Source organism: Mesorhizobium sp. XAP4 (assembly GCF_029269325.1).
GTDB lineage: Bacteria > Pseudomonadota > Alphaproteobacteria > Rhizobiales > Rhizobiaceae > Mesorhizobium > Mesorhizobium ciceri.
This window is the reverse complement of the sequence record NZ_JARIXW010000004.1, coordinates 214,644-233,904: the sequence shown is the minus strand read 5'-3', so window position 1 is coordinate 233,904 and position 19,261 is coordinate 214,644. Positions and strand designations below refer to the sequence as shown.

The 19,261-nt window shown below is 63.0% G+C and carries 17 protein-coding genes; 10 read left to right on the top strand and 7 right to left on the bottom strand.

All coding sequences use genetic code 11. The features are described from left to right. Positions 1-84 precede the first annotated feature (84 nt). Positions 85-1,674 (top strand): trimethylamine methyltransferase family protein, encoded by a 1,590-nt coding sequence (locus P3C39_RS18735; RefSeq protein ID WP_024503381.1) that lies wholly within the window; start codon positions 85-87, stop codon positions 1,672-1,674. A 62-nt stretch (positions 1,675-1,736) separates the two neighbouring features. Beyond that, the gene (locus P3C39_RS18730; RefSeq protein WP_063171129.1) at positions 1,737-2,966 is read left to right on the top strand and encodes an aromatic ring-hydroxylating dioxygenase subunit alpha; all 1,230 of its coding nucleotides are present in this window, start codon (positions 1,737-1,739) and stop codon (positions 2,964-2,966) included. 146 nt (positions 2,967-3,112) lie between these two features. Here P3C39_RS18730 and P3C39_RS18725 read toward each other — a convergent pair whose 3' ends face one another. The 4 genes from P3C39_RS18725 to P3C39_RS18710 all read right to left on the bottom strand — a co-directional run bounded on the left by P3C39_RS18725 (position 3,113) and on the right by P3C39_RS18710 (position 7,800). Further along, on the bottom strand, positions 3,113-3,511 hold the full coding sequence (locus P3C39_RS18725) for a hypothetical protein (RefSeq protein WP_082826722.1): 399 nt from the start codon (positions 3,509-3,511) through the stop codon (positions 3,113-3,115). 64 nt (positions 3,512-3,575) lie between these two features. Next, positions 3,576-4,964 carry a chromate efflux transporter gene (gene chrA, locus P3C39_RS18720; RefSeq protein ID WP_275954120.1) on the bottom strand — a complete coding sequence of 463 codons (1,389 nt, stop codon included), beginning with the start codon at positions 4,962-4,964 and terminating at the stop codon, positions 3,576-3,578. Then, entirely contained in the window at positions 4,961-5,779 is an 819-nt protein-coding gene (locus P3C39_RS18715; protein WP_275954121.1) for a chromate resistance protein ChrB domain-containing protein, read from the bottom strand. The genes chrA and P3C39_RS18715 overlap by 4 nt, the downstream gene beginning before the upstream one ends. A gap of 215 nt (positions 5,780-5,994) precedes the next feature. Beyond that, positions 5,995-7,800 carry an IlvD/Edd family dehydratase gene (locus P3C39_RS18710; protein WP_013528004.1) on the bottom strand — a complete coding sequence of 602 codons (1,806 nt, stop codon included), beginning with the start codon at positions 7,798-7,800 and terminating at the stop codon, positions 5,995-5,997. Between the two features lie 146 nt (positions 7,801-7,946). Here P3C39_RS18710 and P3C39_RS18705 point away from each other — a divergent pair, with 146 nt between their 5' ends. Further along, positions 7,947-8,399 (top strand): carbon monoxide dehydrogenase subunit G, encoded by a 453-nt coding sequence (locus P3C39_RS18705; RefSeq protein WP_013528005.1) that lies wholly within the window; start codon positions 7,947-7,949, stop codon positions 8,397-8,399. Positions 8,400-8,429: 30 nt separating this feature from the next. On the opposite strand, the gene P3C39_RS18700 is transcribed toward P3C39_RS18705, so the two are convergent. After that, the gene (locus tag P3C39_RS18700; RefSeq protein WP_013528006.1) at positions 8,430-9,611 is read right to left on the bottom strand and encodes an Mrp/NBP35 family ATP-binding protein; all 1,182 of its coding nucleotides are present in this window, start codon (positions 9,609-9,611) and stop codon (positions 8,430-8,432) included. Positions 9,612-9,880: 269 nt separating this feature from the next. Here P3C39_RS18700 and P3C39_RS18695 point away from each other — a divergent pair, with 269 nt between their 5' ends. Next, entirely contained in the window at positions 9,881-10,258 is a 378-nt protein-coding gene (locus P3C39_RS18695; RefSeq protein ID WP_013528007.1) for a VOC family protein, read from the top strand. Positions 10,259-10,269: 11 nt separating this feature from the next. Here the strand turns inward: P3C39_RS18695 and P3C39_RS18690 are convergent, their stop codons facing one another. Continuing rightward, positions 10,270-11,274, bottom strand: a complete 1,005-nt coding sequence (locus P3C39_RS18690; RefSeq protein WP_013528008.1) for an inorganic phosphate transporter — start codon at positions 11,272-11,274, stop codon at positions 10,270-10,272. 3 nt (positions 11,275-11,277) lie between these two features. Beyond that, positions 11,278-11,919, bottom strand: a complete 642-nt coding sequence (locus tag P3C39_RS18685) for a DUF47 domain-containing protein (protein WP_013528009.1) — start codon at positions 11,917-11,919, stop codon at positions 11,278-11,280. 151 nt (positions 11,920-12,070) lie between these two features. Between P3C39_RS18685 and P3C39_RS18680 the strand changes: the two genes are divergently transcribed. From P3C39_RS18680 to P3C39_RS18655, 6 genes are all read left to right on the top strand, one after another. Beyond that, the gene (locus P3C39_RS18680; protein ID WP_013528010.1) at positions 12,071-12,985 is read left to right on the top strand and encodes a LysR family transcriptional regulator; all 915 of its coding nucleotides are present in this window, start codon (positions 12,071-12,073) and stop codon (positions 12,983-12,985) included. Between the two features lie 176 nt (positions 12,986-13,161). Further along, positions 13,162-13,641 (top strand): formate dehydrogenase subunit gamma, encoded by a 480-nt coding sequence (locus tag P3C39_RS18675; protein WP_023811689.1) that lies wholly within the window; start codon positions 13,162-13,164, stop codon positions 13,639-13,641. Further along, on the top strand, positions 13,638-15,194 hold the full coding sequence (locus tag P3C39_RS18670; protein WP_064995764.1) for an NADH-quinone oxidoreductase subunit NuoF: 1,557 nt from the start codon (positions 13,638-13,640) through the stop codon (positions 15,192-15,194). The genes P3C39_RS18675 and P3C39_RS18670 overlap by 4 nt, the downstream gene beginning before the upstream one ends. A gap of 10 nt (positions 15,195-15,204) precedes the next feature. Continuing rightward, positions 15,205-18,117, top strand: a complete 2,913-nt coding sequence (fdhF, locus tag P3C39_RS18665; RefSeq protein ID WP_024503375.1) for a formate dehydrogenase subunit alpha — start codon at positions 15,205-15,207, stop codon at positions 18,115-18,117. 2 nt (positions 18,118-18,119) lie between these two features. Next, a complete protein-coding gene (fdhD, locus tag P3C39_RS18660) occupies positions 18,120-18,950 on the top strand; it encodes a formate dehydrogenase accessory sulfurtransferase FdhD (RefSeq protein ID WP_224673745.1) in 831 nt (276 codons plus the stop codon). After that, positions 18,940-19,251, top strand: coding sequence for a formate dehydrogenase subunit delta (locus P3C39_RS18655; RefSeq protein ID WP_013528015.1), 312 nt, complete (start codon positions 18,940-18,942; stop codon positions 19,249-19,251). Before fdhD ends, P3C39_RS18655 begins: the two co-directional genes overlap by 11 nt. Positions 19,252-19,261: the final 10 nt, after the last annotated feature.

Sequence of the window (19,261 nt, the reverse complement as noted above, 5' to 3'; positions counted from 1 at the left end):
GCATAGTCGGCGTCATCAGGGGAAGAAGCAGGCCGATGGTGGACCAACCGCCACGAGTTCCTGCCGACGAAGTTGGAGTGCTCCATGCCAGTGGCTGTCGAACAGCAGGACACGCCGGCGAACCGTCGTCCACAACGCTCCGGTCTTCGCGAAACAGGACATGCCATGCGATCATCTCCCCTGGTGGAGGATACCAGACCACAGCACAAGGCCATCGAGGGCGGCGGCTACGGGCCGCTTCGCGGGGATGACCGCGAGCGTATCCACGAAGGCGTACTGACGCTTCTGGAGACAGTGGGTTTCGCCAACGCCATTCCTTCCTGCATAAAGGTGCTGACCAAGGTGGGGGCGATCCATGGCGACGATGGCCGGGTCCGCTTTCCGCGCGCGCTCGTGCTCGACACCATCAAGCGGGCGGCACGACATTTCACGCTTCATGGCCAGGACCCCAGGCACGACATGGTGGTCCAGGGCAAGCGCGTGCACTACGGCACGGCAGGCATCGCCGTGCACCTGGTGGATCTGGAGAAGCGTGAGTACCGCGAATCCAAGCTGCAGGATATTTATGATGCCGCCCGCATCGTCGACGGGCTGGACAACATTCATTTCTTCCAGCGGCCGATGGTGGCGCGCGACATCGCCGATCCGCTCGAGATGGATTTCAACACGCTTTATGCCTGTGTGATGGGAACATCGAAGCACGTCGGAACATCCTTCACGGTGCGTGAGAACGTGAAGCCTGCACTTGAAATGCTGTACGCCATCGCCGGAGGCGAGGAGAATTTCCGCGCCCGGCCATTCGTTTCCAACTCCAATTCATTCGTCGTGCCGCCGATGAGGTTCGCCGAGGATGCCTGCGGCGTGCTCGAGGCCTGCGTCGAAGGCGGCATCCCGATCCTGCTGCTGTCGACCGGCCAGTCCGGCACGACGGCACCCGCGGCGATGGCCGGCGCCGTCGTGCAGGCAGTGGCCGAAGTGCTGGCCGGCCTGGTCTATGTCAACGCGCTCAAGCCCGGCCATCCGGCGATCTTCGGCGCATGGCCGTTCATGTCCGACCTGCGCACCGGCGCCATGGCCGGCGGGTCGGCCGAGCAGTCGGTGGCAACGGCGGCCTGTGCCCAGATGGCGCAATTCTACGACCTGCCCGGTGGCTCCGCCGCCGGCATGACGGATTCGAAATTGCCCGACATTCAGTCCGGCTACGAAAAGGGCATCACCAATGTGATGGCCGGCCTCTCCGGCCTCAACCTCGTCTATGAGGCGGCCGGCATGCATGCCTCGCTGCTCGGCTTCTGCCTGGAGAGCCTGGTCATCGACAACGACATGCTCGGTCATTGCCTGGGCTGCGCGCGTGGCATCGACGTGACTGACGAGGCCCTGTCGATCGACAGCATCGCGGAGGTCTGCCTCAAGGGTCCGGGCCACTATCTCGACAACGAACAAACGCTCAAGCTGATGCAGACCGAGCACTTCTATCCTGCCCTCGGCGATCGTTCCTCGCCGAAGGAATGGAACGAAAAAGGCCGGCCTGATATATTGCTGCGTGCGATCACCGAGAAGAAGCGCATTCTTGCCGAACGATTTCCGCGCCATGTGCCAAAACAGGTCGACGACAGATTGCGTGCCCGTTTCGGCAACCTGATCCACCTGCCGCGCACGCATATGGGCGGCTGACCGGAGACAAGTCTCGTGCAGCCATACAGCCATACACGACCAACCATCGGGCAGAACGACAAATGAGTGTGCATCCTATCCAGCAAGCCCCCACCGACGGCGACGCGATCGATCGGCTGGTGGCATCTCATCGGCCAGGCCACGGCCTGGTGCGTGCCTTCTATCATGACCCGGCGATCTTCGAGCGCGACATGGAACGGGTCTTTCGCCGCCACTGGCATTGCCTGGCCCACGCCAGCGTTATCCCGAACCCCGGCGATTTCGAGCTGTTCAAACTGGGCGACGAGGCGGTCATCCTGACACGCGGCATGGATGGCACCGTGCATGCCATGCTCAACGTCTGTCGCCACCGCGGCGCCGAGGTCTGCACTAAGCAGAAGGGCAACGCGAAGATGTTCGTGTGCCCCTACCACGCCTGGGCCTATTCCAATGACGGATCGTTGCGCGCTGCCCGCCTGATGCCGAAGGATTTCGACCGCACGGCGCACGGCCTGAAGAAGCTTCATGCCCGCGTCGCATCCGGTCTGGTCTTCATTTCCTTCGCCGAGACGCCGCTCGATTTCGATCCTATCGAACAGTCGCTGCGAACGAGCTGCGGCCAGTATGGCTGGGGCGACGCCAAGGTTGCGTATCGTCAGTCCTATCCGCTCGACGCCAACTGGAAGCTCGCCGTCGAGAACTATGTCGAATGTTACCATTGCGGGCCGGCGCATCCGGAATATTCGCAGACGCATGCGCTGGAAAAGCCGGCAGAAATGATCGAGCAGCTCAATGCGGCGATGGAGCAACGCACCTGCGCGCTCGGCATCGAGATCGGCAGCGCCAACCGCTGGCAGAACTCGGCGGCCGGTCAGGAAGCAATCCACACCTTCCGCTATGCGCTCTATGACGGCGTTTCGAGCGGCAGCCAGGATGGATCGCCGGTGGCCCCGCTGATGGGACGCTTCTCCGACTATGACGGTGGCGTCACTTCCATCCATCTCGGCGGTACGACCTTCCTCGTATGCTATCCCGATCACGGCATGATCTACCGCTTCATCCCGAAAACGGCTGGCACCTGCGAGATGGAGCTGATCTGGCTGGTGCGCGGCGACGCGGTCGAGGGCCAGGATTACGATCTGGAGAAGCTGACCTGGCTGTGGAAGATCACTACCGAAGAGGACAAGAAGATCATCGAGCACACTGCGCGCGGCGTGCGCTCGCACTATTTCGTGCCCGGACCTATCGCGCCGATGGAATACAACGAACTGCGCTACATCGGCTGGTATCTCGAGGAGATCAGCCGGGCCTGAACGGCTCGGCTGCCTTAGAGCATTCACCGTTTCACGGAAACGGCGATCTGCTCTAACTCTTTGTTTTGACGCAATTCTAGACGGAAAACCGCTCACACTTTTCCTAGAATTGCTCTAGGAGAATCAGGCAGATCTTGCCTTTCGCGTCATTCAGCGCTGAGCCCGTATCGGTCGACGACTTCGGGGTTGATGAGCTTGGCATGCAGCGTCATCAGCACGATCTGCGCGTCGAGGCTGTCACCGGCTTCAAGCGCCGCCTCGATGCGGCGCTCGGCTCCCAGCGTCCGCTCATGGCCATTGGCTTGCTCGAAGGTTTCGGGACCCGCGATGCAATAGCTGCATAATTGTGCCACCGACGCATAGGTGCCCGGTGGCGGCTCGTCGGGCCAGCGATCCTTCATGAGATTGACGAGGGTAAGCTTCACGCCCTCCGGCACAAGGGCTGGATGCAGATCGGCGCCGCGCAATGCATCGTCGAGCTGCCTCAAATCGCCCGAACGGCCGAACACTCCGAGGAAGCCGAGGGAAGATCGCCGTCCGGCCATGATGTTTCCTTCCATTTCCAGCCCACTTAGGTGGTGGGCAAGCGGATTGCAAAGGCGGTGCTGTCTAACCAGCCGCCGCCAGCAAGATCCCTGCAAGGGCGGATAGCGCGAGTGTCGGCAGCATGCCGACTTTCAGCTTCAGGATGGCGACCATGGCGGCCACGGAAAGCAAGGCCGCGCGCCAGTCGATCGACGAAGGCACCGGCACGTTCATGCCAAGGCCCGTCGCGTGCACCTCACGGAAGATGACGTGCAAGGCAAACCATAGGGCCAGATTCATAATTACCCCGACAACGGCGGCGGTGATCGCGCCCAGTGCGGCCGACAGTGCCTTGTTGCCGCGCAAGGCCTCGATGTAGGGCGCACCGAGGAATATCCAGAAGAAGCAAGGCGTGAACGTCACCCACAGAGTGAGCAAAGCCCCCAGCGATCCGGCAACCAACGGGTCCAGCGAGCCGGAATGGCGGAACGCGGCGATGAAGCCGACGAACTGCAGCACCAGGATGAGCGGCCCTGGCGTCGTTTCGGCGAGCCCAAGGCCATCGACCATTTCACCCGGCGCCAGCCAGCCGAAGGACTGGACGGCTGCCTGTGCGACATAAGCGAGGACCGCATAGGCGCCACCGAAGGTGACGACAGCCATGAGACTGAAGAACCGGCCTATCTCGGTCCAGACGCTTGCAGAGCCGGTGAACCACCAGATTAAAAGAACAGGCCCGAGCCAGAGCGGCAGCCAGATCGCGACGGTGCGCGGTGCATGCCATCTGGTCGGTTTGACATGGGCCAGTTCGCCACGTTCGAACATCAGGTCGACCGCTCCCTTGAAGTCGGCAACATCGTCCTTGCCATGGGCCGAGCCGGAAAACAGGCCGGGAGCAATGCGATCCCCCAGCCATCCCGTCAGGCCGGCTAGCAGGACGATGAGCGGAAAGGGCACATTCAACGCATAGATGGCGATGAACGCCGCGACCGCGATCGACACCATGACCCGGTTCTTGAGGGCACGCCGGCTGATCCGGACCACCGCCCCGACGACAATGGCAAGCACAGCCGCCTTGACCCCGAAAAACAGCGCCGCGACAAGCGGCACGTCGCCATAGAGGACGTAGAGGCTGCTCAAGGCGAGCATGACGAGCGCGCCCGGCAAGACGAACAGGATGCCGGCGACAAGGCCGCCGGCCGTCCTGTGCAGCAGCCAACCGATGTAGATGGCGAGTTGCTGGGCTTCCGGGCCAGGCAGCAACATGCAGTAGTTCAGCGCGTGCAGGAAACGCCGCTCACCGATCCAGCGCCGCTCCTCGACCAGTTCCTTGTGCATCAGCGCGATCTGCCCGGCCGGACCGCCAAAGCTGAGCAATCCGATTTTCGCCCAGACCTTCACGGCCTCGGTGAAGGTTGGTGCAGCCGGCACCGGGACGGTTCCCGCCTTATTGTCCGGGACAAGAGCGGTCACGACGGCTTACCCGCAGCCGGCCAGTTGTGCGTTTCTTCGGTGGCGTCGCGACACCAGCGGAAGAACGCGTCGTAGAGCAGCATGCCTGCTTCCAGTTGTTCCAGATCGTCGCGGTACATACGCGACAAACCAAGCGAGGCAGCCAGAAAGCCGGCCGCCTGAGGCACCAGGTCGAGGCTTGCAGTGTCGGCCGCGCGCACGATTGCAGCGAGGCCATCGAGCGCCGCGGATTCCAGCCCGAACTCCTCGATCATCGTGTCGAAGGTGCAGCGCTCGCCGCGATGGCTCCAAAACACATTGTCGATGTCGAACGGCACGGCCTGAAAGCGGTCGGCAACAGCCAACACTTCAGCGGGTTCGACGAACAGGAACACTGCGTCGGGGTCGACGAAACGCCGGATCAGCCACGGGCAAGCGATGCGGTCGACCTTCGGGCGCGATCGCGTCACCCAGACGGTGGCGCCCTTTTCATTGCGTGGCGGCATCTTGGCGGTGCGGGCCAAAAGCCCTCCGGCATCGCGCCAGGCCTCAAACCCGCCTTCGAGAGATTCAGCTGATATCCCCTCATGGCGCAGCCATGCGGTCACGCCTTGCGAGAGCTTTTGCCCCCTCTGGCAAACGACGGCCACCGGCTTGCCGGCGAACGTGGCCGCCCAGCTTGAAACGGTTTTGAAATCGCGACGGCACGACGCCGGCAACAGCCGCGGATCGGCGTCGAAATCTTCATCTATGCGAACATCGACAATGACTGGGGCGCCCGGCAGACCTATGAGCCGGGACAATTGCGGTACGGTGATAGCGGTTGTTGACGGCATGGCGTCCACCTCCTGAAAAGAGAAGCTTGGACGCGAACGTTGGGCTGACGCCTCACGGGGTCGTCGCGATGCACCCCTTGTCATGATGGTGGATTTCTTGGGCGCGCTTGTCAAGGACGGTGGCCGTTCTCGACCTACCCGGCCGCGATGCAACACGCTGACCGGAAAACCGACGGCGGCCTGATTTGATCAAGCCGCCATCCGTCGATCCAGAATCAATGATTGTCCCTGGGGACACCGCTGGTGTGCGCGACATCCTGGTATTTCACCGCCGGCTTCAGCACCATTCCCTCCGAAAACTGCGCGACCATACCGCGCTGGATCTCCTGCCAGGGCGTCTGGTGCTCGGGATAGTGGAAGCCGCCATTGTTCTGCAGTTCGGCGCGGCGCCGGGTGATCTCGTCGTCGGTGACGAGGATGTCGGCCGTGCCCTTGCGCAAGTCGATGCGGACCCGGTCGCCCGTCTTGAGCAGCGCCAGTCCGCCGCCGATCGCCGCTTCCGGCGAGGCGTTGAGGATCGACGGCGAACCCGACGTGCCCGACTGGCGGCCGTCCCCGATGCAGGCGAGCGCGTGGATGCCCTTCTTGATGAGATAGGCCGGCGGCTGCATGTTGACGACCTCGGCACCGCCGGGATAGCCGACCGGGCCGGCGCCGCGCATGAACAGGATGGTGTGTTCGTCGATGCCTTGCGCCGGGTCGTCGATGCGGGCGTGGTAATCCTCCGGCCCGTCGAAAACCATGGCGTTGCCTTCGAAAGCCTCGGGATCCCTAGGATTGGACAGATAGCGCTCGCGAAACTCGGGCGAGATGCCGCTGGTCTTCATGATCGCCGAATCGAACAGATTGCCCCTGAGGTTGATGAAGCCGGCATTGGCCTTCAGCGGCTTGGCGACAGAGCGGATGACGTCGGGGTTTTCGTTGGCGACGCCCTCGCTATTCTCGCCGATCGACTTGCCGTTGACGGTGCGTGCGCCGGGATGCGGCAACAGGTCGCCCTTCATCAGTTCGGCAATGACCGCCGGCACGCCGCCGGCATGATGGTAGTCCTCGCCAAGATATTCGCCCGTCGGCTGCAAATTGACCAGCAGCGGCACATTGAGGCCGACCGTCTGCCAGTCGTCATTGTCGAGCTTGACACCAAGGTGGCGGGCGATGGCATTGAGGTGGATCGGCGCGTTGGTCGAGCCGCCAATGGCCGAATTGACGACGATGGCGTTCTCGAAAGCCTCTCTCGTCATGATGTCGGACGGCTTCAGATCCTCATGCACCATCTCGACGATGCGTTTTCCGGTCTCATAGGAAATCTGGCCACGCTCGCGGTAGGGCGCGGGAATGGCGGCCGAGCCCGGCAACTGCATGCCAAGCGCCTCGGCCAGCGAGTTCATCGTGGTGGCGGTGCCCATGGTGTTGCAATAGCCGGTGGACGGCGCCGACGAGGCGACGATGTCCATGAACTCGTCATAATCGATCTCGCCGGCCGACAGGCGCTGGCGTGATTCCCAGACGATGGTACCGGAGCCGGTGCGCTTGCCCTTGTGCCAGCCATTGAGCATCGGCCCGACCGACAGCGCGATCGCCGGAATGTTGACGGTGGCCGCTGCCATCAGCAGCGCCGGCGTCGTCTTGTCGCAACCGATGGTCAGCACGACGCCATCGAGCGGGTAGCCGTAAAGCACCTCGACCAGGCTGAGATAGGCAAGGTTGCGGTCGAGCGCTGCGGTCGGGCGCTTGCCGGTCTCCTGGATCGGATGGCAGGGGAACTCGAACGGAATACCGCCCATCGAGACGATGCCTTCGCGCACACGCTTGGCCAGTTCGATATGATGACGGTTGCAGGGCGACAGATCCGAGCCGGTCTGGGCGATGCCGATCAGCGGCTTGCCGGACATCAGTTCGGCGCGCGTCAGGCCGTAATTGAGATAGCGCTCGAGATAGAGAGCCGTCATGCCCGGATTGTCGGGATTGTCGAACCACTCCTGCGAGCGAAATTTTTTCTTATGGGTGGGGGCGCCTGCCATCATGGTCTCCGTATTTGTAAGACAAATCGATATGGCAACGCGCGGGAGCAGGCAAGAGGGCGTGCGGTCGCAACCGGACTTTGGTGCGATAGACACGCACCAAGCCGTGCGTTACGGGTTCGGACAGTCTTGTCCGGGAGGTTTTCATGGCTTTGGTGATCGAAGGCGAGGAGCGCATTGCCGCACCGCTGCAAAAAGTGTGGGAAGCGCTGAACGATCCCGAGGTCTTGAAGGCGACCATTCCCGGTTGCCAGAGCCTGGAGATGAAGTCGCCGACCGAGATGGCGGCAACCGTGGTGGTGAAGATCGGACCGATCAAGGCGACGTTCAACGGCGAAGTGACGCTGAAGAACCTGAAGCCGCCGCACTCCTACACCATCCAGGGCGAAGGCAAGGGCGGCATTGCAGGCTTCGCCAAGGGTGGCGCCGACGTGACGCTGACGGCAGATGGACCCGACGCCACGATATTGAACTACGCGGCCAAGGCCGATGTCGGCGGCAAGATCGCCCAGCTCGGCAGCCGGTTGATCGAATCGACCTCGAAGAAACTGGCCGGACAGTTTTTTTCCAGCTTCGGCGAGAAGGTCGGCGCGGCCTAGGCTGCAGAGCGGCGGCGGCTACCGAACAAGCTACTCGAAAACAATACTCGGCACCGCCGCTGCCGCAGCACCACGCTCTTCGTTAACCCGGTCCCAGACCTTCGAGGCGATGTCGCGGTAGATTTTCGCCTCGGCGCCGTCGGGCTTGGAGACGACAACCGGCGTGCCGGCATCCGAGCTTTCGCGAATGCCCATCTCGAGCGGCACCTCGCCGAGGAAGGTGACGCCAAGGCGCTCGGCCTCGCGCCGCGCCCCGCCATGACCGAAGATGTCGTAGCGCTTGCCGGTGTCCGGGGCGATGAAATAGCTCATGTTCTCGACGATGCCGAGCAGCGGCACGTCGACCTTCTTGAACATGTTGAGGCCTTTTCGCGCGTCGATCAGGGCCAGGTCCTGCGGCGTCGAGACGATGACGGCGCCAGCCAGCGGCACCTGTTGGGCCATGGTCAGCTGCGCGTCGCCGGTGCCGGGCGGCATGTCGACGACGAGCACGTCGAGACGGCCCCATTCGACTTCACGCAGCATCTGCGTCAGTGCCGACATCACCATCGGACCACGCCAGATCATCGGCGTTTCCTCGTCGACGAGGAAACCCATCGACATCACCTTCAGGCCGTAATTCTCCATCGGTTTCAGGATCTTGCCGTCGACGGTCTGCGGCCGGCCGTGGATGTTGAGCAGCCTTGGCATGGACGGGCCGTAGATGTCGGCATCGAGCACGCCGACGCGCAGGCCGTTGGCGGCGAGGCCGAGCGCGATGTTGACGGCGGTGGTCGACTTGCCGACGCCGCCCTTGCCGGAAGCAACGGCAATGATCGCCTCGATACCGGGTACGCCACGCTTGCCCGAGCTGTGCGAGGCCGGCGCGTGCGGAGCCGCACGCGGCGCGGCGGCAGCGGGCGCAGCCGGCGGAACGGGCCTGGGTGCGGGGCGCGATGGAACCGGCGCCTCCATGCCGCCGCCCTTCTTCTCCGCCGTCAGCGCGACGACGGCGCCGGCGACACCGGGGATCGCCTTGACGACACGCTCGGCAGCGGCGCGCAGCGGCTCCATTTCCTGGGCGCGGGCGGCGGGAACGGTAATCGAGAAGAAGACCTTCCCGTCGGCGATGAAAATTTCCGAAACCATGCCGAGGTCGACGATGTTGCCGGTGAAATCCGGCCCGTTGACCGTCTTCAGACGCTCGGTGACGATTTCCTTGGTGACGGACATGGCAGTTTTTCCTTACGCAGCTTGCGCCTGAGATGCAGCTTGCACCTGAGATAATGCAGTTTCCGGACAGAACCAAGCCGTGGAGCAATGGCTGTCTTGGCGTGCCTGAAAAACCGGCGGGTCCTGCCGGATTTCATCCGCGCCAAACGTCCTCCAGATAAGCGAGCGCCGATGCGGCCAGCAATCAATCCAGCCGACAGTCGCCAAACGATCGCAGCGACATATTTCAACGACCAGCACGGGACCGACAAGCCGAGAAGGAGGCGATTATGCTCGCAAACAGCAACGCAACGGCAAATCTGGCGGTAAGCGATCTGGCAAAGGCCAAGGCTTTCTACGAAGGAACGCTTGGCCTGAAACAGGTGCAGGATGAGGGGGGCGAACTGATCGTGTACAAAAGCGGCGATACCACCCTCAACGTCTATCATTCCCAATTTGCCGGAACCAACAAGGCGACAGCGGTGACCTGGATGGTTGGCGACGAGATCGGCAACATCGTCAAGGAGCTGAAGTCGAAGGGCGTCGCCTTCCAGCACTATCAGATGCCGGGCTTGACGCTGGAGGGCGATCTCCACGTCGGTTACGGAATGAAAGTTGCCTGGTTCAAGGATCCAGACGGCAACATCCTGAACCTTGTGGACAGGTAGATTTCTTCACCTCACCTCGCCAGGCCAACCGCGAGGTAGGTGAGCGCCGAAATCAAAGCGGTGGCCGGCAAGGTAACGATCCAGGCGATGACGATGTTGCCGGCAATGCCCCAGCGCACGGCCGAGACGCGGCGGGCGGCGCCGACGCCGATGATGGCGCCGGTGATGGTGTGGGTGGTCGATACGGGAACGCCGAGCCAGGTCGCCGCAAACAGCGTGATCGCCCCACCGGTTTCGGCGCAAAAACCCTGCATCGGGTTCAGCCGGGTGATCTTCGAGCCCATGGTGTGGACGATGCGCCAGCCGCCGAACAGGGTGCCGAGCGCCAGTGCCGACTGGCAAGTGAGGACCACCCACAGCGGCACGTAGAAAGTCGCGCCGAGCATGCCTTGCGAATAGAGCAGCACGGCGATGATGCCCATGGTCTTCTGGGCGTCATTGCCGCCGTGCCCGAGGGAATAGAGCGAGGCGGAAAAGAACTGCATGACGCGGAAGGTGCTGTCGACCGCAAACGGCGTCTGGCGCACGAAGAGCCACGAGACGACGAGAACCAGGACGAGCGCCAGGATAAAGCCCGTCGCTGGCGACAAGACGATTGCCGCGACCGTCTTGCCAAGCCCGGTCCAAACGATGGCGCCCACGCCTGCCTTCGCAACACCGGCGCCGACCAGGCCGCCGATCAGCGCATGCGAGCTGCTCGAAGGGATGCCGGCGATCCAGGTGACGATGTTCCAGACGATGGCGCCGACCAGGGCTGCAAAGATCACCGCCGGGGTGACGATGCTGACGTCGACGATGCCTTTGCCTACGGTCTCGGCAACGTGGAGGCCGAAGAACATGAAGGCGATGAAATTGAAGAATGCCGCCCACAGCACCGCATATTGCGGCCGCAGCACGCGGGTGGAAACGATGGTGGCGATGGAATTGGCGGCGTCGTGCAGGCCGTTGAGAAAGTCGAAGAACAGTGCGACGGCGACGAGGCCGGCCAGCACGGGAAAGGCAATGGTTGCTTCCATCACCTAGACATTCTCAATGACGATGCCGCTGATCTCGTTGGCGACGTCCTCGAAGCGGTCGACCACCTTTTCCAGTTGGCCATAAATCTCGCTTCCGATCATATAGGCCATCGGATCGCTGCTGCCGTGCTTCCTGAAGAGATCCTTCAGCCCTTGCTCGTGCAGGTCGTCGGCCCGGCTTTCGACGCGCATCACCTCTTCGGCGATGGCGTTGAGGCGCACAGTATGCGTTGCGACCTTGTTGAGCAGCGGGATCGCCTCGGCCACCAGCTTGGCGGCGGCGACGATGACGCCACCCATTTCCTGCATCAGCGGATCGAACTCCTTGCGCTCGAACAGCTTCACCGTCTTGACCGTCTTGTGCATCATATCGATGGCGTCATCCATCGACTGGATCAGGTCCTTGATGTCGCCGCGATCGAAAGGCGTGATGAAGGAGCGCCGTACAGCCAGCAGGACTTCCGCGGTGATGTGGTCGGCCTCATCTTCGAGATCGATGATTTTCTGGCACCAGAGATCGATATCCCTGCCCTGGAGAAGCTGCTCCAGCGCCTCGGCGCCGCCGACCACGGTGCGGGAATGTCGTTCGAACAGGTCGAAGAAGCGATCTTCGCGCGGCAAAAGCTTGCGGAACCAGCCCAGCATGGTCGATCTCCCAGTTTCATCCACATAGCGCCGCATTCAGCCGCGGGAAACAGGTAGCCGGCTTAAAGGTGTGGATGCAGGGCAATTGTGCGTGGCGCTTGCGGTAGAGCACAATTTCCCCGACCTTGCAGCGAACGACCGGAAAGATCACATGATCGACAAGCTGGAATTCTTCATCGCGCTCGCCAGGGAGGAGCATTTCGGCCGGGCGGCGGAGGTGTGCGGCGTCACGCAGCCGACGCTGTCGGCCGGCATCAAGCAGTTGGAAGGCCAGCTTGGCGTCATGCTGGTTCTGCGCGGCTCACGCTTCCAGGGGCTGACGCCGGAGGGAAAACAGGTGCTGGTGTGGGCACGCCGCATCGTCGGCGACACCAGGACCATGCGCGAGGAAATGCGCGCGGCGCGCCACGGACTTTCGGGCCGTATCCGCATCGCCGCCATCCCGACGGCGCTCGCCATGCTGCCGCGGCTGACGACGCCATTTCGCGAAAAGCATCCCGGCGTCACCTTTTCGGTGCTGTCGCGGACTTCGATCGAGGTGCTGTCGCTGCTCGGCAATTTCGACATCGATGCCGGCATCACCTATCTCGACAACGAGCCGCTGGGGCGGGTGACCAGCGTGCCGCTCTATGACGAGCGCTACCAACTGATCACCGCGATGGGAAATCCCTATTCCGACCGCGACAAAGTGACATGGGCGGAGCTCTCAAGCCTGCCGCTGTGCCTGTTGACGCCGGACATGCAGAACCGCCGCATCATCGACCAGCATCTGGCCGAAGCCGGCGTGCAGGTGCGACCGACGCTGGAATCCAATTCGATGATCGTGCTGTTTTCGCACATCCGCACCGGCAAATGGTCGTCGATCATGCCGCTCAACCTTGCGGAAACATTCGGCTTTTCCGAACCGATCCGGGCCATTCCAATCATCGAACCAGACGCCAGCCACACGGTCGGCCTGGTGGCGACACCGCGCGAACCGCACACACCTTTGGTCTCGGCGCTGCTGGACGAGGCAATGGCGCTGGCGGACGATTTCCATGCCAACCGTTCCGCTAGACAGGGTTAGTCAAACGGAACGATAGAAGATTTCTATCGTACAACGAAACCGCTTTATTGATTTCAGAGGTTTTCTCTGGTTTCTTAAGCACTTAGCGATAAAGCGGCACGCGCATGTCGTTGTTCCAAAACAGCTTGATGCTTTTGGCCGATATGCGTGGGTCGCTACGATAGGGAGGGCGCTGCATGACAATGCAGCCTGCAAGTACCGAGATTACGTCGCGCACGGCCGCGATCATCCAGGAGATGAAGGGGCTCGAAGGCCCTTTGCTGCCGATCCTCCACGGCATCCAGGAAGAGTTCGGCCATGTGCCCAAGGATGCGCTGCCGGTCATCGCCGAGGCGCTGAACATTTCCAGGGCCGAGGTGCACGGCGTCGTCAGCTTCTATCACGATTACCGAAGCCATCCGGCAGGCCGGCATGTGTTGAAGCTCTGCCAGGCGGAATCCTGCCAGTCCATGGGTTCGGATGCCATCGCCGCCAAGTTGAAGCAACTGCTGGGCATCGGCTTTCATGAAACGACCCGCGACGGTTCGGTGACGCTGGAGCCGGTCTACTGTCTCGGCCTGTGCGCCTGTTCGCCCGCCGCCATGCTCGATGGCGAGGTGATCGGACGGCTCGATGACGAGAAGCTCGACGAGATCGTTGCAGAGGTGCGCTCATGATCCCGCGTATCTACATTCCCGGCGATTCCGGTGCGCTGGCGCTTGGCGCCGAAAAGGTCGCCAAGGCGATCGCCGGCGAACTCGCCGAGCGCGGCATCGAGGCCAAGATCGTGCGCAATGGTTCGCGCGGCGCCTATTTCCTCGAACCGATGGTCGAAGTCGCTACAGCCAACGGACGCATCGCCTACGGGCCGGTCAAACCGTCCGACGTCAAAAGCCTGTTCGACAGCGGCTTCCTTACCGGCGGCCATCATAAACGCTGGCTGGGCGCGCCGGACAAGATCCCCTTCCTGGCCAAGCAGACGCGGCTGACTTTCGCGCGCTGCGGCGTCACGGATCCGCTGTCGCTCGAATCCTACAAAAAACATGGCGGGTTGAATGGACTGATGAACGCGCTGGCGCTGACGCCTGCCGCCATCGTCGCAGAGGTGACCGAATCCGGCCTGCGCGGGCGCGGCGGCGCCGGCTTCCCGACCGGCATTAAGTGGAAAACGGTGCTCGATACATCAGGCGACCGCAAATACATCGTCTGCAACGCCGATGAAGGCGACTCCGGCACTTTCGCCGACCGCATGATCATGGAGGGCGATCCCTTCGTGCTGATCGAAGGCATGACGATCGCCGGTATAGCCACGGGCGCGACCAAGGGCTTCGTCTATGTCCGCTCGGAATATCCGCATGCGGTGGCGGCGATGAACAAGGCCGTCGAGATCGCCCGCAAGGCCGGCGTTCTTGGCGCCAGCGTGCTGGGTTCCCCTCACGCGTTCGACATGGAGATCCGGGTCGGCGCCGGCGCCTATGTCTGCGGCGAGGAGACGGCGCTGCTCGATTCGCTCGAGGGCAAGCGCGGCATGGTACGCGCAAAGCCGCCTCTGCCGGCGCATAAGGGGCTGTTCGGCAAGCCGACGGTGATCAACAACGTCATCAGCCTAGCCTCTGTGCCCGTCATCATGGACAAGGGTGCTGCCTTCTACAAGGATTTCGGCATGGGCCGCTCGCGCGGCACGATCCCGGTCCAGATCGCCGGCAATGTCAAATTTGCAGGGCTGTTCGAAGCCGCTTTCGGCATGACGCTTGGCGAGATCGTCGACGAGATCGGCGGCGGCACGGCCACCGGCCGGCCGGTCAAGGCAGTGCAGGTCGGCGGACCGCTCGGCGCCTATTTCCCGCGCGCGCTGTTCGACACGCCATTCGACTATGAAGCCTTCGCGGCCAAGGACGGGCTGATCGGCCATGCCGGTATCGTGGTGTTCGACGACACCGCCGACATGCTGAAACAGGCGCGCTTCGCCATGGAGTTCTGCGCCATCGAAAGCTGCGGCAAGTGCACGCCCTGCCGCATCGGCTCGACGCGCGGTGTCGAGACCATCGACAAACTCGCCGCGGGCATCGAGCCGGAGAAGAACCTCGCTCTGGTCACCGACCTCTGCAACACGATGAAATTCGGCTCGCTCTGCGCGCTGGGCGGCTTCACGCCCTACCCCGTGATGAGCTCGATCACCCATTTCCCCGACGACTTCAAGCCCGCGCCCGTGCGCGTGGCTGCCGAATAGGAGCTGGCAGATGAACATCAAGGCCGACTTCCCCTCCCTCGTCGAAGAGATCGACTACGGAACCCCGCAATCGAAGGCGCAGAAGCAGGTCACGCTGAACGTCGACGGGCGCAGCATCACCGTGCCGGAAGGCACCTCGATCATGCGTGCCGCGATGGAGGGCGGGGTCGAGATCCCGAAGCTCTGCGCCACCGACATGCTGGACTCCTTCGGTTCGTGCCGTGTCTGCCTTGTAGAGATCGAAGGACGCGGCGGCACGCCGGCATCCTGCACGACGCCTGTCGGCGAAGGCATGATCGTGCGCACGCAGACCGAGCGGCTCGATGCCATTCGCCGTGGCGTCATGGAGCTCTACGTCTCCGACCATCCGACCGGCTGGAACGAACAGGCCGGAACCGGCGCCAGCGAGTTCGACGCGGTGGCGAAGTCGATCGGCCTGACCGAGAACCGCTACGGCATCGAGGGCCGCAACCACGTCAAGCCGGAAGGTGGCGTGGCGCCCGGCCATGGCTCGCTGGCAGTCGATTACATCGCCCGCGACGAATCCAACCCCTATTTCACCTATGATGCCTCGCAATGCATCGTCTGCTCGCGCTGCGTGCGGGCGTGCGAAGAAGTGCAGGGCACGTTTGCGCTGACCATCGAGGGACGCGGCTTCGAATCCCGGGTTTCGGCGGGAATGCACGAGGCGTTCATCGATTCGGAATGCGTGTCCTGCGGCGCCTGCGTCCAGGCCTGCCCGACCGATGCGCTGCGTGAGAAGACGGTGCTTGCCAAGGGCCTGCCGGAGCGCTCGGCCGTCACCACCTGCGCCTATTGCGGCGTCGGCTGCTCGTTCAAGGCCGAGGTGAAGGGTGACGAAGTCGTTCGCATGATGCCCTACAAGGAGGGCAAGGCGAACCACGGCCATTCCTGCGTGAAGGGCCGTTTCGCCTATGGCTACGCCACCCACAAGGACCGCATCCTGTCGCCGATGATCCGCGAAAAGGTCACCGATCCGTGGCGCGAAGTAAGCTGGGAAGAGGCGATCGCCCATACCGCCAAGGAATTCCGCCGCATCCAATACCAGTACGGACGCACCGCGATCGGCGGCATCACCTCGTCGCGCTGCACTAATGAGGAAACCTACCTCGTCCAGAAGATGGTGCGGCAGGGTTTCCGCAACAACAATGTCGACACCTGCGCACGCGTCTGCCATTCGCCGACGGGCTACGGGCTCGGCCAGACATATGGCACGTCTGCCGGCACGCAGGATTTCGATTCCGTCGACTTCACCGATGTCGCCGTCATCATCGGCGCCAATCCGGCTTCCGCTCACCCGGTGTTCGCCTCGCGGCTCAAGAAGCGGCTGCGCCAGGGCGCCAAGCTGATCGTGCTCGATCCGCGCCGCACCGAGATGGTCAAGTCGGCCCATATCGAAGCGGATTACCACCTGCCGCTGAAGCCCGGCACCAATGTGGCCGTGCTGACGGCGCTGGCGCATGTGATCGTCACCGAGGGCTTGTTCGACGAAGCCTTCATCCGCGAACGTTGCGACTGGACGGAGTTCCAGGATTGGGCATCGTTCGTCGCCTTGCCGGAAAACAGCCCCGAAACCGTCGGCAAATTGTCCGGCGTCGATCCCGAGCTGATCCGCGGGGCGGCCCGCCTCTACGCCACCGGCGGCAACGGTGCCATCTATTACGGCCTGGGCGTGACGGAACACAGCCAGGGTTCCACCACTGTGATGGCAATCGCCAACCTCGCCATGGCCACCGGCAACATCGGACGGCCCGGCGTCGGCGTGAACCCGCTGCGCGGCCAGAACAACGTGCAGGGCTCCTGCGACATGGGCTCGTTCCCGCATGAGCTGCCCGGTTATCGCCACATCTCCGGCGAAGCCGTGCGCGATATCTACGAGACCTTGTGGGGCGTGAAGCTGGACGACGAACCCGGCCTGCGCATCCCCAACATGCTGGACGCCGCCGTCGACGGCAGCTTCAAGGGCATCTACATCCAGGGCGAAGACATTCTGCAGTCCGATCCCGACACCAAGCATGTCGCAGCCGGCCTTGCCGCGATGGAATGCGTCGTCGTGCACGACCTCTTCCTCAACGAGACGGCGAACTACGCCCATGTCTTCCTGCCGGGCTCGACCTTCCTGGAGAAGGACGGCACCTTCACCAACGCCGAGCGCCGCATCAACATGGTGCGCAAGGTTCTTGAGCCGAAGGCGCGCTACGCCGATTGGGAGGCGACGCAGGAGCTTGCCCGCGCGATCGGGCTGGACTGGAACTATAAGCATCCCTCCGAAATCATGGACGAGATCGCGATGACCACGCCGAGCTTCGCCGGCGTCTCCTTCGAGCTGCTCGACCGTGTCGGGTCCGTGCAATGGCCCTGCAACGAGAAGGCGCCGCTCGGCACCCCGATCATGCATATCGACGGGTTCGTGCGCGGCAAGGGCAAGTTCATCCGTACCGAATATGTGGCGACGGACGAAAGGACGGGGCCGCGCTTCCCGCTGCTGCTCACCACCGGCCGCATCCTGTCGCAGTACAATGTCGGCGCGCAGACCAGGCGCACCGATAACAGCATGTGGCATTCGGAGGACCGGCTGGAGATTCATCCGCACGATGCCGAGAACCGCGGCTTGCGCGACGGCGACTGGGTCCGGCTGACCAGCCGCTCGGGCGAGACGACGCTGCGCGCGCTGATCACCGACCGGGTGTCGCCCGGCGTGGTCTACACGACGTTCCACCATCCGGACACGCAGGCCAACGTGATTACCACCGACTTCTCCGACTGGGCGACCAACTGCCCGGAATACAAGGTGACGGCGGTGCAGGTCGGCGCCTCCAATGGGCCGTCGGAATGGCAGCGCGACTATGACGAGCAAGCCAAGCAGAGCCGGCGCATCGCGTCTTTGCAGGCGGCGGAGTAGCCTTGAGCGCGCGGCGCAAAGCCACGACGCAGGTATCGCGGCTGGCGCACCGCGCCAGCGGCACTGCTACGGCGAACCGCATGGTGCCGGAAGAGACGCCGGTGGCGTTCTCCTTTGCCGGCACCACGCATGCGGTGATGATGGCAAGCCCGGCCGATTTCGAGGATTTCGCGCTTGGCTTCTCGCTGACCGAGGGCATTGTAGCTGCGCCGGAGGAGATCGAAGCCATCGAGGTCGAGGACCATGGCGCCGGCATCGACATCCAGATCCGGCTGAAGGACCGAGCCAACACGCGCTTCGAAGCGCGGCGGCGAAGGCTCGCGGGTCCGGTCGGCTGCGGGCTCTGCGGCATCGAATCGATCGAGGAAGCGATGCGTTCGGTCGACGCGGTTGGTGTGTCAAAGCTTACGCTTGATGCCAACGATATCGTCCGTTCGGTCAAGCTTTTGTCGAAAGTGCAGCCGCTGCACACCGAGACCGGAGCCGTGCACGCCGCCGGCTTCTATGTGCCTGGTAAGGGCATCGTCATGGCACGCGAAGATGTCGGCCGTCACAACGCGCTCGACAAGCTGGCCGGTGCGCTGGCCAAAGCCGGCATCGATGGTGCATCCGGTGCTGTCGTGGTGACATCCAGGGTTTCGGTCGAAATGGTGCAGAAGACGGCTTCTATCGGTTCGGCCTTCATCATCGCCGTCTCGGCGCCGACCGCCCTTGCCATCCGCACGGCGCAAGAGTCCGGCATGACGCTGGTGGCGCTGGTTCGCGGCGACGATTTTGATATTTTCACCCACCCCGACCGGGTGGTTTGCGGAGTTGCCAAGCATGTCGCATGACGAAGAACACATTATGAGCACCGCCGAGAAGCTGGTGCGCATGGCAAACCAGATCGCCGACTTCTTCCATTCCAAGCCGCGCGAGGAAGGCATTGCCGGCGTCGCCGAGCACATCAACAAGTTCTGGGAGCCGAGGATGCGGCGGCAGTTCTTCGAAATGCTGGACGACGGCACCGGGAACTTCAACGAGTTGGTGGTGGCCGCCTCCGCCAGGATCAAGCGACCGATCACGCCGGCTGCGGCCGACCTCAAACTCGGGCTCAAGCCCTCCCCTGCCGACGTCGCCGCCTCGCAGGAATAGCCGCCAAGCC

What these genes read in the sequence shown, in the direction of transcription:
- P3C39_RS18735 (WP_024503381.1), top strand. Translation starts at nt 85, where the DNA reads ATGCCAGTGGCTGTCGAACAGCAGGACACGCCGGCGAACCGTCGTCCA.
- P3C39_RS18730 (WP_063171129.1), top strand. Translation starts at nt 1,737, where the DNA reads ATGAGTGTGCATCCTATCCAGCAAGCCCCCACCGACGGCGACGCGATC.
- P3C39_RS18725 (WP_082826722.1), bottom strand. Translation starts at nt 3,511, where the DNA reads ATGGCCGGACGGCGATCTTCCCTCGGCTTCCTCGGAGTGTTCGGCCGT.
- P3C39_RS18715 (WP_275954121.1), bottom strand. Translation starts at nt 5,779, where the DNA reads ATGCCGTCAACAACCGCTATCACCGTACCGCAATTGTCCCGGCTCATA.
- P3C39_RS18710 (WP_013528004.1), bottom strand. Translation starts at nt 7,800, where the DNA reads ATGGCAGGCGCCCCCACCCATAAGAAAAAATTTCGCTCGCAGGAGTGG.
- P3C39_RS18705 (WP_013528005.1), top strand. Translation starts at nt 7,947, where the DNA reads ATGGCTTTGGTGATCGAAGGCGAGGAGCGCATTGCCGCACCGCTGCAA.
- P3C39_RS18700 (WP_013528006.1), bottom strand. Translation starts at nt 9,611, where the DNA reads ATGTCCGTCACCAAGGAAATCGTCACCGAGCGTCTGAAGACGGTCAAC.
- P3C39_RS18695 (WP_013528007.1), top strand. Translation starts at nt 9,881, where the DNA reads ATGCTCGCAAACAGCAACGCAACGGCAAATCTGGCGGTAAGCGATCTG.
- P3C39_RS18690 (WP_013528008.1), bottom strand. Translation starts at nt 11,274, where the DNA reads ATGGAAGCAACCATTGCCTTTCCCGTGCTGGCCGGCCTCGTCGCCGTC.
- P3C39_RS18685 (WP_013528009.1), bottom strand. Translation starts at nt 11,919, where the DNA reads ATGCTGGGCTGGTTCCGCAAGCTTTTGCCGCGCGAAGATCGCTTCTTC.
- P3C39_RS18680 (WP_013528010.1), top strand. Translation starts at nt 12,071, where the DNA reads ATGATCGACAAGCTGGAATTCTTCATCGCGCTCGCCAGGGAGGAGCAT.
- P3C39_RS18675 (WP_023811689.1), top strand. Translation starts at nt 13,162, where the DNA reads ATGACAATGCAGCCTGCAAGTACCGAGATTACGTCGCGCACGGCCGCG.
- P3C39_RS18670 (WP_064995764.1), top strand. Translation starts at nt 13,638, where the DNA reads ATGATCCCGCGTATCTACATTCCCGGCGATTCCGGTGCGCTGGCGCTT.
- fdhF (WP_024503375.1), top strand. Translation starts at nt 15,205, where the DNA reads ATGAACATCAAGGCCGACTTCCCCTCCCTCGTCGAAGAGATCGACTAC.
- P3C39_RS18655 (WP_013528015.1), top strand. Translation starts at nt 18,940, where the DNA reads ATGTCGCATGACGAAGAACACATTATGAGCACCGCCGAGAAGCTGGTG.